Source organism: Microbulbifer maximicatervae (SeqCode) (assembly GCF_052467815.1).
Map to the genome: position 1 here is coordinate 973,800 of NZ_CP174326.1, position 12,670 is coordinate 986,469.

10 protein-coding genes are annotated in these 12,670 nt (G+C 43.7%); 4 read left to right on the top strand and 6 right to left on the bottom strand.

Going from position 1 to position 12,670, the window contains the following annotated elements; translation table 11 throughout:
- Positions 1 to 296: 296 nt before the first annotated feature.
- Positions 297 to 1,463 carry a DUF4268 domain-containing protein gene (locus ACJJIW_RS04220; RefSeq protein ID WP_282934494.1) on the bottom strand — a complete coding sequence of 389 codons (1,167 nt, stop codon included), beginning with the start codon at positions 1,461 to 1,463 and terminating at the stop codon, positions 297 to 299.
- A gap of 259 nt (positions 1,464 to 1,722) precedes the next feature.
- Here ACJJIW_RS04220 and ACJJIW_RS04225 point away from each other — a divergent pair, with 259 nt between their 5' ends.
- Entirely contained in the window at positions 1,723 to 2,736 is a 1,014-nt protein-coding gene (locus ACJJIW_RS04225; RefSeq protein WP_444936748.1) for a zinc-dependent alcohol dehydrogenase family protein, read from the top strand.
- Positions 2,737 to 2,794: 58 nt separating this feature from the next.
- Here the strand turns inward: ACJJIW_RS04225 and ACJJIW_RS04230 are convergent, their stop codons facing one another.
- Positions 2,795 to 3,739 carry a GlxA family transcriptional regulator gene (locus ACJJIW_RS04230; RefSeq protein WP_444936749.1) on the bottom strand — a complete coding sequence of 315 codons (945 nt, stop codon included), beginning with the start codon at positions 3,737 to 3,739 and terminating at the stop codon, positions 2,795 to 2,797.
- Positions 3,740 to 4,246: 507 nt separating this feature from the next.
- On the opposite strand from ACJJIW_RS04230, the gene ACJJIW_RS04235 reads away from it, so the two are divergent.
- Both ACJJIW_RS04235 and ACJJIW_RS04240 read left to right on the top strand, forming a co-directional pair.
- On the top strand, positions 4,247 to 5,335 hold the full coding sequence (locus ACJJIW_RS04235; protein WP_444936750.1) for a hypothetical protein: 1,089 nt from the start codon (positions 4,247 to 4,249) through the stop codon (positions 5,333 to 5,335).
- Positions 5,336 to 5,463: 128 nt separating this feature from the next.
- Complete coding sequence (locus ACJJIW_RS04240) at positions 5,464 to 5,739, top strand: hypothetical protein (protein ID WP_444936751.1); 276 nt, start codon at positions 5,464 to 5,466, stop codon at positions 5,737 to 5,739.
- Positions 5,740 to 5,800: 61 nt separating this feature from the next.
- On the opposite strand, the gene ACJJIW_RS04245 is transcribed toward ACJJIW_RS04240, so the two are convergent.
- From ACJJIW_RS04245 to pepB, 4 genes are all read right to left on the bottom strand, one after another.
- Positions 5,801 to 6,526 (bottom strand): CARDB domain-containing protein, encoded by a 726-nt coding sequence (locus ACJJIW_RS04245; protein ID WP_444936752.1) that lies wholly within the window; start codon positions 6,524 to 6,526, stop codon positions 5,801 to 5,803.
- A 446-nt stretch (positions 6,527 to 6,972) separates the two neighbouring features.
- Complete coding sequence (locus ACJJIW_RS04250) at positions 6,973 to 8,139, bottom strand: DUF3667 domain-containing protein (protein ID WP_444936753.1); 1,167 nt, start codon at positions 8,137 to 8,139, stop codon at positions 6,973 to 6,975.
- 233 nt (positions 8,140 to 8,372) lie between these two features.
- Entirely contained in the window at positions 8,373 to 9,527 is a 1,155-nt protein-coding gene (locus tag ACJJIW_RS04255; RefSeq protein WP_444936754.1) for a DUF3667 domain-containing protein, read from the bottom strand.
- A 232-nt stretch (positions 9,528 to 9,759) separates the two neighbouring features.
- Positions 9,760 to 11,049 carry an aminopeptidase PepB gene (pepB, locus tag ACJJIW_RS04260; protein ID WP_282934502.1) on the bottom strand — a complete coding sequence of 430 codons (1,290 nt, stop codon included), beginning with the start codon at positions 11,047 to 11,049 and terminating at the stop codon, positions 9,760 to 9,762.
- 165 nt (positions 11,050 to 11,214) lie between these two features.
- On the opposite strand from pepB, the gene ACJJIW_RS04265 reads away from it, so the two are divergent.
- Positions 11,215 to 12,633, top strand: coding sequence for a hypothetical protein (locus ACJJIW_RS04265; protein WP_282934503.1), 1,419 nt, complete (start codon positions 11,215 to 11,217; stop codon positions 12,631 to 12,633).
- Positions 12,634 to 12,670 lie beyond the last annotated feature (37 nt).

The following is a 12,670-nucleotide window of genomic DNA, read 5'->3' on the forward strand; positions in this document are numbered from 1 at the left end:
TCCCATTTCGCATCAAAAATACGTGATTTATCGTTGCTCGAGCAACTTTACTCGTTAAAAAATATATATTTAAAGTTTTGCCGATAAGCTGCGAAAGATCAGCTTCTTTTCTGGTGTAGTAACATCCACTCCTAATTTTGGAAATGAGTGCTCACTTTTTGCATCCCAAAGTTACAGTGAGGTCTTAATATATTTATCTCAAATGAAACTGACTTTTGAACTCATAAACCAAATTTAAAGGAGGCAATAAGCTTAAAATTTTATGCACGTCTTAAGGAGTATAAGTCCGCCATGTTTCACTCTAGTACTTCATTAAATTGTGACAGATTATTTTGCATTGTAGTCAGAAGCTCTCTGCAATGCCCAATCTCCGGAGAAAATGCTTCTTCCAAACTTGTAATTTTCTGGCATAACCAACTGTTCAGCGTCGGCCATTCTTCTTTATTGTGGCCATTTGCTGAAATTTCTGTAAATACCCTGGAGCCGATATAACTATCCAGACGGTCCCACACCAAAGTATCACCAAAGCGCGACTCAATTTTATTCTTTTTAGAAAACAAAGAATCAAACAAATATTTATTTTCATCACGCTCTGAACGTCCTATGACAAATTCAGCCCGGATAGAGTCTTGATTCAATACAACTTGATAAGTCACCTTAGTCAAACCAGATCGCCCTCGGAGACTGTTCTGAGTCATGGCATTTGCATTATCAAATAACCTACAGTCACTTTCACGCATAATTTCAATGAACTGCTTCCAGAACTCTCGCCGTGTATGGTGGCGCTGAGCTAGCTCACGAGCATTGGTCTGCTCTTCCTGCTTCTTTTCTGCCAGACCGATCACATATTCCTCGACCTCTTTCATTGGTAATATCTGCTCTAGACTCAGGAATAATTGATCTCCTTTCGCGTAAGGCACAGCCTTAATACACTGAAGACGCAGGTTATGACGCATCAACCAGTGTGCGGTAGAAGTTACTTCACGACGAAAATGCGCAGCAACAAGAATGATGCGCTGCTCAGCATCAGGGTTCAAAATCAGCTCATCGAAATCCCTATCAGCAAAGAATTCCACTAATCGTTCCCGCGCACTTTGATTCTGCTCGCAACCTCTTTTATCAAGAAAACGCTGATAGATTTCTATGATCTGACTTTTTGTTAGGCTGGCGCAGTAGGACGCGTACTTTAGTGCTTGCCATACTACATCACGTCCAGAATCATCGAGTTTATTTTCAATAATTACTAAATGACCATGTTTATCCAGGGCAAGCAGGTCTAAGCGTTCACGAGTCTCATTAAAACCATCAAATTCTTTTTGAATAATAAGCAATTCCTCACCCAGTACTTCAGGATTGGCTGCTAACCACTCTTGCAGATGTTCGCGTTCACGGAAGCCTAAATCAGAAAACTTTTTCAACTTAAGTGGCTCGAGTCGATTAGTATTCCTGTCAATTTGATACATTGATAGACCTCGGTTTTGGATACTTAAGAAATATAAATGTGCTTATTACGCCTGGTAGCTGGTTACCTACGTATATGCCACTACAATTAACCCCAGTCTATCTAAGACTTATGAATCGCGGAAGTGATTGACATAGATAATTGCCATCGCAGCTTAATGACCTCATTCATAGACATCAATTTAGGTCTGTTAAACTCGATGATTAACTTCCATACACTTGGGTATAGGGAACTATCACTCAACGCATAGGGAAGAAATAATGAAAGTAATAGCGCTAAAAACACCAGGCGGACTAGAAAATATTTCGGTTAGCGACATCGCTGACCCGGGAGCACCCGGCCCAGGCCAAATCCGTGTTGCAATTAAAGCCTCCTCCCTCAACTTCCACGATCTTTTGGTTGCCAACGGCGGTATTCCCACAGAAGACGGCCGTATTCTGATGTCTGATGGCGGCGGTATCGTGGATGCAGTTGGTGAGGATGTTACCGATTTTCAGGTCGGCGATTCTGTTGTGTCGTGCTTTTTCCCACAGTGGCCAGCAGGTACGCCTATGGCTTCCGTGGGTAACTTTGCCAATACGCCTGGTGACGGTATCGATGGGATGGCCGCTGAGTTTGTTGTGCGCGATCAGAGCGCCTTTACCCTTGCCCCAAAAGGCTGGAGCCACGCTCAGGCGGCAACCATTACTACCGCAGGCCTTACTGCTTGGCGGGCATTGGTAGTAGACGGCAAGGTAAAACCTGGCGACACAATATTGACACTAGGCACTGGTGGAGTATCTATTACGGTAATTCAGATTGCCAAAATACTGGGGGCCAAAGTTATTGTAACTTCTTCTTCCGACGAGAAACTGGAGCGCGCTAAAAAATTAGGCGCCAATCATGGCGTCAACTATCGCACCCATACACAGTGGTCAAAGAAGGTTATGGAGCTGACGGAAGGCAAAGGTGCGGACCATATTATTGAGCTCGGTGGCCCCGGTACACTAGAGCAATCGATCCATTCAGTCAGAGTTGGCGGCCATATTTCATTGATTGGTGTTTTAACGGGCCGCTCGGGAGAAGTGCCCACAGCACTGTTGATGGCCAAGCAGGCCCGGTTACAGGGCTTGATCGTTGGAAGCCGTAGGGATCAACAGGAATATGTCACTGCATTGGAATCCAACCAGATACAGCCAGTGATTGATAAGACTTACCCTATGGAGGAACTGGCTGCGGCATTTGAGTACCAGGCCAGCGGGTCGCACTTTGGCAAGATCTGCGTCGAGTGGTAATGAAATAGCTCTCAATCTCGCCGCACTCTTAAAGCTAAGACACTTGTGAGAGCGCGGCTTAACGATTCCTACTGAAATATGAGGGGGAAACTCCAAATTGGCCATAAAAAGCCCGGCGAAAGCTATCATAGCTTGCAAACCCTACCTGCCGAGCCACCTCAACAAGGCTTGCTGATTCACAGGTGATTAAATCCCGCGCCCGGTTTAAACGGAGTTGGTTTAGATAATGTCCGGGGGTACTATTAAGATGTTGCTTGAACAAGCGAGTTAACTGGCGATCGCTGACGGAAATACGCTCCGCCATATCGGAAACACTGATTGATTTCTGGTAATTCTCCGACAGCCACTCCAATAGAGGATTGAGCCTCATACTGTCGCTGGATTGCACTTTAAGCAGATCAGAGTACTGGGACTGCCCTCCCCTGCGTTGCAGATAAACCACCAAGTCTTTAGCCACACTGGCCGCAATAGTATTGCCATAATCCTGGCGAATCACTTCCAGGGCCAAGTCGACTCCAGATAGAATTCCCGCTGAAGACCACAGTTTTCCGCTTTCAATAAACAGGGGGTCCTGCTCAACCTGATAATTGACTGCTTGCTCGGCAAGCTGCCGGCAATGCCGCCAGTGAGTGGTAATACGGTGCTTTTGTTCCGGAAATATATCTGTTAGTAAGAATGCACCTGTACAGATACTCAAGACACGCTCTGCTTTGTGTGCGATTGCACGCAGCGCATTTACCTGCTTAGGACTTAAGCGCAGCTGCCGCATCCCAGTACCGCCAGTAATGACCAGGTAATCAATTTCCCTATCCTGGTAAATATCAAAATCCACTGATAGGGCTTGGCCGTACGCGGTTTTAACTGATGCATTGGTTAAACCTATCAAACGACTTGTATAGGCCTCACTAACGAAACTATTAGTCTCCATAAAGGCATCCAAGGGGCCAAAAAGGTCTAATGCCTGGAATCCATCAGCAACAAAAAAACCTATCTTTTTGGTCATAGCATCTCCTCCACACAGGGAATTGTACTCTAATGGGTACGTCTGCTATGACACATTTACGACATAAAACGACACTGGTACTTCACCTGAACTAGTTCAACATAGAACTACCTCCATGAAACTGAACCACCCAACCTCATAAGGCTGGCAAAAGATTAGCTAGTCAGTCCAAATTCCAAAGCAATTAAAACTCTACCATTCAGCTGCTCAATATTTGTAAGGCTCTTATTATTCAAACTGTTCGTACCAAGTTGGTCAGCTCTTATCCTAAATAGGAAGTTTTACTCAATAACAAATAAGCATTATAAAAATACTCAAGATGCAACTGAACCAACCATGACGCCGGTCAAGTAATAAAAATTAATTTAGAGTTAACCTTCAGTTTTATTCACCAAACAAACTGCAGTTGTATTGTGCATCCACACCAAGTTTCCACTCTATAAAAAAAATTATTACTCCAAAAGTACCACTACCTAAAGCACAAGAAATACAGTAAGGATGTATTAAATGGCGTTACAAAAGTCCCCCGGACAAAAAAGAAAATCAATGGTACGTACAGTATGTATTTTAGTTTTCCTTATTCTGACTTACTTTCTGTCAAACTATTACTCTCGTGCCAACAATGAATCATTAAGTTGGGTCGAAAATCACCAAACTCTAGATGCTGAAGTAGTAGCGTTAAGAGAGGAGGAAGAAGAGTACCGGGGCCGAAAAGGTAAAAAGCGCTATCGTACAAATTACTATATTGACTACCAGTTTAACTATGAAGATGAGGACTTTGAATCCTCCGCAGAGGTTTCAAAAGGAATTTATAATCAATATGAACAAGGTCAACCTATCGAAGTATGGTTTCCAGAGGGCGACATCTACGGGCATGTATTAGCGCAAAATGCTCAAAGAGATGTCGAAAATAACACACCTGTAGGAAACCTGATTCAAGCAGCACCTATCACTATAGGTATCTGCCTCGTCTTATATTGGATTTTAAGCTTCTTGTTTGTAAGGGAGTCAAAAAAAGCACTACCCGAGGGCTTTTATACTGAGACGTCCTGGCTTGATATTGATGATAACTACCTCGTCGCCTTAGAAGGAGATGAACTCGTCTATTTTGATATCCCGAAAAAACAGGCTTTAACTGCTCAATCCGCCTATCAATCGGGGAAATCCCCTGAAGAAATATATCATTTGTGTAAACCTGACACCGCAGCACGAATCCCTCTCAATGAAATAAGTTCACTTAGCAGTGACCACAATTCAGATGTAATAACGATCAAGCACGGGGATAAGACCCATTCTGTTGAGTTCTTAAACCAAACAGTAAAAGCGCACGCATTAGAGCGTATCGAGAAACAGCTACCTGAGACAATGGATTATCAGCATATTCAGCGGTCTCGTTTGCAAGCCACTCTACCGTTACTTGTGATAGCAATACTGTTAATAGGCCTTATCTACTGGCTTGACTCATTTATTTTCCGTGCGATAGTTGGTTTTATTGGGCTAACCTCTGTGGCCCCTAACCTTTTGTCCAAATTAATTAGTCCGACAGAGACACGCCTCTGGGAGAAAGTCGAAGAAACCTCTGTAGAGCACGCATAGTGCAGAAGATGGCCAGCTTCGGCTGGCCGCTTTAATAGAGCTATCTGTTGCTCATAATCAAGCTCAGCTATACTGTCCCCAGAATAAACATAACGTCAGTCTGAAGACCCATTGGGATAGCAGAGATTATGAACTTCTCTTCATTAGCTTTTGCCATGCTCACCACAGCTACTACTCCAAATAGTTGTACAGATGGTATCGCTTTACTCCGTGGAATAACAGCCATTGCCGCTGAATACCCTTGGCTGAGTGCAGATAAAAAAGATTATATAGTCCGAGACTATCCACGAATGTATCTCGTGCTACCTAAAATACCAGGGGAGCAAACAGTCGGTAATGAAAAGCCTAATGCTGCGGTGGATAAAGAAAGCTGCCAGGTTATTAATGTGTTTCTTTCGAGCTGATCTTATTTAGTATCTCAAAGCTCCCTACGGCTTAGTTCCGGGAGCTCTCCCCTATCTACTACTACCCTTGCTCGGCATAAGTCAGTGTATTGTTATTTTCGTTACACTCATCGACGAGATTGGTAAAATCAGCAGTTACCTCTAAAACCGCATCCGGATCAAAAACCCAATAGCCCAAAGTAAATACAATACTTACAGTACCACCTGCTGGAATTGCAGGCGTCGCCTGTACATCGTTGGCTAGTGTATCAAGATCTAATAGGCGAGCCTGGCTGATTGGTGCTGCAACAGCACCTATATTAGCGATATCGACCACGATAATGGATTGCCCGGTTCCAGGATTCCAGATCGGATCATAGATTTGGCTCACTATCAGGTCAGGTTTATTACATACACACAGACACATATAGTGATCATCTTCTTTGACACCATAAGGGGTTCCGACATAGCAAACCGGCTTATCGTCAAACTGATTACCGTAGAGCCAGTGAGATGATGGGTCATTGACAGGTTTCTCGATTATTTCAGGGTCGCGAGTTACCTTACAAACACTGGTAGATTCAAAATCATCTATCAAGTCAGTAGCAACCTCTGACTCAGGCACCCCTCCAACCCAAATTGCGCAAGTCCGACGACATGTCAGTGGACCCTGCCCCTGCCAATAATTTGGAAACCAACCCGCTTCATAGTTTTGCATACTTAAATCTTGAATTGGATCTGCATAACTGGCAACCGTGAAGAAATAAGTAGTAACTACAATGAATATACGCAAAATAAATTTAGACATAACTCCCTCCTTTGAATTAAAAATACATATTGAATTTACCCAATATAGTGCACCTGCACATTTAAAACAGAATTTATGGGCAGGGCGATTGTAAGCAGACTTTACAGCAGATCTATTAAGATTGATAAAATTATGGCGGGCATTTTACTAGCGTGTAAAAAATTCAATAACAAATCAAATAATACCAATCTATAAATTTCTAAAAACAATTAGAGCTACTAAAACAACCTTCCAAAGGTTATTAACGTCAGAAGGTTAAAAGTAGCTAAAATAATTCACAAGTGGAATAACCAACCACCTATAATTCTCCCAGGCTATAAAATACAGCCATCATCCTACCGAACAGAGTCAGAAGCAGGTAAAGCTAGAATCCCTGGAGATAGCAATAAGGCCTGCAGAGCTCTCCATATACGTGAATCGCAGGCCACAAGGGCACCCAACTATCGCTACAGTTCAGCCAAGCTCCAAACTATGGTGAGTGCTACGCTAATAGATAACAAACATAAGTAGGCCATACCAACAAATGAATATTTACAAAGCGTCATGAACCAACCCTGCTGATATATTCGCTTCTGCATCCAAAATAAATATATCAGCACCCAAATAGACAGTGACACCAAAGCATTCTCATAAAGAGAAGACATTATTGAGTGACTGATTAACTTCCTGCTTATCATGTATAAGATATTGGCAATCAGGATACTTAAAAATATAAATGCATGACTGTGCAAAGCTACAATAAAATGCTCCATATAGAGCCTGCGCTTAAAAATATATAGCACCCACAACATTAAAGCGAATATAGGCAGCATTATTATTAGTGCATAGGGGAGTACTTTAAGAAAGGCCTTCTTTAAACGGTTTGGATCCTCAGTTACCTGCTTGATATTTTGATTAGCACTTTGAACCTTACCATCAATCCAATCTTGAAAAGACTTCGGCAGCCCCTCAATATCCACCCTAATAAATCTGCTCTTTTTATCATCGGCAATGGTATTTCCTTCAGGTTGAATTTCAGGTGCCAAACCCTCTCTGGAGGCTATTTGCGCATCGCGATAACCTCTTTCAACCTCATTCTCAATAGCCTCTTTAAGCCCCTTTTCAGTTTCCTCTTTGGCTTTAATCAAACTGGCATCAATGTCATTAAGTTCAGCTAGTAAACCTTTCCGCTGAATCTCTTCAGCTCGTACTAATTCAGTCTCATGTGAAGAGGGGGCGATTCCCAATATCTCTGACCGGGAGCTTTCATGAGGTATATCAACGCCAGCAAGGGTAATATCCCAGTCTCCACTCAAACGAGTTACAAAAAGACTGGTGATACAGAGAAAAATAAATAGCCGTACAGGGCTTACATATCGAACACGACGACCAGAAAAATACTCTGTTGTTAAAAATCCTGGTCGGAAGAATAGCGCAGGTATGGTTTTCCATGTTCTGGAGTCAAACGTCAATAAGGTATCTAAGAAATCACCGATTACAGATGAAAAATGCCGCACCATACCTTTAACGGGCTGACCACAAGCATAACAATGGGGACCTAACAACTGTGTACAGCAGTTTGCGCACTTATTATCTTCATTACAAACACTTGCTATTGATGTCGTACTACTCAAGACCTACTTCCTTCGACATTCCCTTTAACTACTTACCACCAGTAATCAGAAAGTCCCATTTTCTGAACTGAATTACGGATATAAAAATTTACAATACAATATTCTGAATATAGATGGTGCTGCGAGCGAACTCTTTAGCTTGAATAACTTAACATCTAAACAGCACAGTTTCACCAACACCAACCATTAAACGCTTATGCGTTTAATGGTTGGAATCCTATTAGGATATATCCTTATAACTCTGCCAAACTCCAAAATACAGTAAGAGCCGCACCAACAGATAATAAAACTAGATAGGCTAAACCCAAAAAAGAATACTTAAATAGGGTCATGATCCAACCCTGCTGATATACACGCTTTTGCATCCAAAAAAGATATATAGGAACCCAAAGAACTAATAGTGCCATCGAGCTGTTAAGAGATGAGGATATAAATGCGTATCCTTCCAGTTGGCTACTAATACTATAAAACAGGTTGCCAATCAGAATACTCAGGCAGATAAAAGCCTGGCTGTGTAACGCTACAATCAGGTGCTCCATATAAAGTCTGCGTTTAAAGACGTAAAGCACCCACAGCATCATGGCAAATATTGGCAGTATGACTATAAGAGTTGACGGAAGAGCTCCCAAGAATGCCTTTTTGAAACGATTTGGATCATCGGTCACCCTTTCTACATTTTTATGGGCACTCTCTACTTTGCGATTAATCCAATCTTCTACTGGATTAGGAAGCCACCCAATTTGCAAGAATTCTCTATCTAGCTCACTAATAGTCTCATTCAATCCTAAGGCCAGTTCCTCTTTAGAAAAATTCTCGGATCCATTCTGACCTCCATCAATCTCGCTTAAGCTTTCATTGAGCTCATGCAATTCACCGGTAAGGTTCGTATGACCGCTAATGAGATCTTTTTCAACATCTTCCAAGATAGCGATAGCATAACTATTATCAGCGTGCTTTTTTTTGCCTTCTCGAATATTTTCAATAGCATCGTTATAACCTTGGCTCGCTTTTTCAACATCTACTGACTCAGCCTTTACATTTCCGAAATTAATAGCCCAATCACTATTTATCTGGGTTACAAAGAAACTGGTGATACATAGAAAGATAAACAAGCGCACAGGGCTGACATAACGCACCCGTCGACCGGAGAAATACTCAGCGGTAAGAAACCCCGGCCTAAAAAACAGAGAGGGTATTGTTTTCCATGTGCGGGAATCAAAAGCAAGCAGGGTATCAAAAAAATCTCCAATTACTGAAGAGAAATGACGAACCATGCCTTTAACCGGCTGACCACAGGCATAGCAATGGGGCCCCAATAGCTCTGCATGACAATTGGCACAATGGTTTGGATTATAATCCGAATTATTTGTAGAGGTTGCAGTGCTCATTACCGCTCACCGAATCACTGATTATCTTATTCACCTGGCAAAAGCTTCCAGGCCCAAGTATCTGCTAACGAACCAGAACCGAAATACCTCAATTAGCAGAACTCTACTAATATCCCGATTATCAGCTGGAGTACAATTTTTTTAATGACTTATAGGTATTAAGGGAGAGGTAAAAGAAACGCGCCGACTATTAGGCGCGTTTCGAAGGGAAATTGGCATAAATTGCCGGTTGCTAATTATCCAAAAGGAAGCGTGCAATTGTACGCAGGCCGTGCCCTTTAGCACCTGGCGCCCACTGATCATTGCCACTGGGCTGGTAAGAGCCGGAAAGGTCCATATGCACCCAATTGCGCCCTTCATCCCGTACAAAGCGCGCCAGGAAGGAGGCTGCCGTAGATGCACCGGGACTTCCCTCAATACCAACATTGGCGATATCAGCAAAGTTGGATGGGGTTTGCTCAAGGTGGAAACGCTCTAAAGGAAGTCTCCACGCCTTTTCATTTTCCTCAGAAGCTGCAGACAATACCTTTTGAGCTGCTTCATCTTCAAAACTAAAGACAGAGTTGAAATCCCGACCTACAGCCATCTTTGCTGCACCGGTCAGAGTAGCGGCATCCAATAACCAGCGAGGATCTTCTTCCGAAGCTGCAATTAAACCATCGGCCAGCACCAGGCGCCCTTCAGCATCGGTATTCAGTATTTCTACACTCACTCCGTTTTTATATTTAATAATATCGCCCAATTTAAAGGCATGACCGGAGATCAGATTTTCTGCGCAGCAGAGATAGAGTTTGACCCGCTTGTTGAGACCTCTGGCTATTGCAAGAGCCAAGCCTCCAGTTACCATGGCCGCGCCACCCATATCGGATTTCATTGTGGCCATGTTGTTGGAAGGCTTAATGCTGTAGCCGCCGGAGTCAAAAGTAATTCCTTTACCCACCAAACACATATCAACCGGCGCCTGGTCATCACCCGTCGGGTTGAAGTCCACTTGTAACATCACCGGCTCACGTACACTACCACGCCCAACGTTATGGATACCGACAAACCCTTCACGCAGCAGGTCATCCCCGGCAACTATACGGTAAGTTACCGCACTGGGAGCCAGCTTTTGCAGCATTTCTGCAGCGCTCTCCGCCAATACACGCGGAGACACATCATCAGGAGTACCATTAGTAATTTCACGAACCCAACGACTGGCATTTTCACGGGCGGCGAGTTCTTTTAACTCGGCGCTGTCATCAGTCCCCCAGTCAATTTTGTTGGATTTACGCGGGTTAAAAAAACCTGCCCAGAATGCCCAGCGGCTTTCAATGCTCCAGCTTTCTCCTTTGAGGACAACATCGTTGACCCCCATACCATCGAGCTTTCGGGCAGCTCGCTGCGCTGCAACCAACACAGCGCCTTTCGCAGCGCTAATATGAATATTGGCAGCGCTACCATCAAAGCTCAGCAGTGCTGATTCTCCCCAGGGTTCCGGCGCAAAGCCCTCAACCAAATGAATATGCATAGCCTTTGTCATACAACACCTATTTTGAAACTTGTGTACCAATTTTATCGGTATTTCTCCTGCATTCTAACAGGACATTAAAAATACTTGATGATTGCACCGCCACCGAGTCGACAGATAAACTGTGAACCAAGACAAAATAACTATTAAGTAGAGAAATTCGTTAGGGAAGAATAAATGGCTGATTCCTGCCACTATCACACTAGCAAGACTGCATCCTGGCAGTGCCAGCCCTGCAACCGTCAGTTCTGTGGCGAGTGTATTCCGGGTTCGAGTACCAATTACCATGGGCAGGGTCCCGAATGCCCGCTCTGCCGCGATAGCCTGGAATATATTGGAGCCAGTAACAACGCCAAGCCTTTTTGGCAAATGGGGCTATTTTACTTTCTCTATGCTTTTAAGCCTGGCCCTCTAACAATCATGGCTGTTGCAGCAGCGGGCAGTATGGCAATAACGTCAATGGGTCTTCTGGCTCTTGTCGCTTTGGTAGCCATTGTAGCTGTTGTATCCCGCTACAATCTCTTGGTCATCGAAAGACTCGCAGGAGGCCAACTGGAAGCCCCTCCACTGGCAGATGCACTTGATGGCAATGGTGCAATGTTATTTCTGAAAGTCATTGGAATGACATTGATCGCCGGTTTCGTTGGCTACAAGCTTGTACAATTTACTGGAAGCCTCAATGTCATAATGATTTATGCAGCCGCCCTGTCATTTTTAGCGCCGGCTGCAATGATTGCCTTAGCGCTTACCCATAGTTTGAGGTCCGCAATCAACCCTCTCAAATTATTGGAATTTACCCTAATCATTGGCTGGCCCTATTGGTTGCTGTTAATTATTACCAATATCATTTCTTTCGCACCCAATATACTAATGGCCGTGGTCAGCGATAAACTGCCGGCTTGGGCAATTTTCCCGACCACAGCAGCCATTGTCTCTTACTTTTCCATCGTCTCAAGTGCTGTGATGGGGTATATCTGCTTAACTCGACAGCAAAAACTGGGAATAGCCTCAATACAAGAAGATGATGAAAATTACTTAGAGGAAAATGAATTCCTGTGTAAGCGCGCTCGGGCTGAAGCGCAAATATTTTTACGCGAAGGGGACTTCAAGGGCGCTCGCCAGGCTTTGGTTGAAGGGTTGCGCCGCTTCCCTAACGACGAAACTCTTAATGAGCGCTACTACCGCCTTTTACTTGCTACTGACGATAAAAAAGCCCTTCAGGAGCTGGGGCCACATCTATTAGAAAAATTTGTACAGATAAATCGCCCACATAAGGCAGCTGAACTGTATTTGGCCACAGAGCCCAGCCCGCCTGTGGCTAAGCCCGAGATACGCCATGCACTTGCCAAAGTGCTATACCAACAGCATAAGTACCAATTGGCAGCACAGCTGCTCAATAATTTACATAAAGAGGCCTATCCACAACTCGATGCTGCCTATCTGTTATTGGCACAAGTATATATGGATGGATTGGGTAGAGAAGACTTGGCAAAAAAACTACTGCACTTTGTCCGACAGAAATTTCCAGAGAGTGCTTTGCGTTCTGAAATCGATACCCTGTGGAAAGTACTTAACAGCACTGCCGAAATTCACTAAATAGCAAAATATGGGCAGCCATCTATGGTGGCTACCC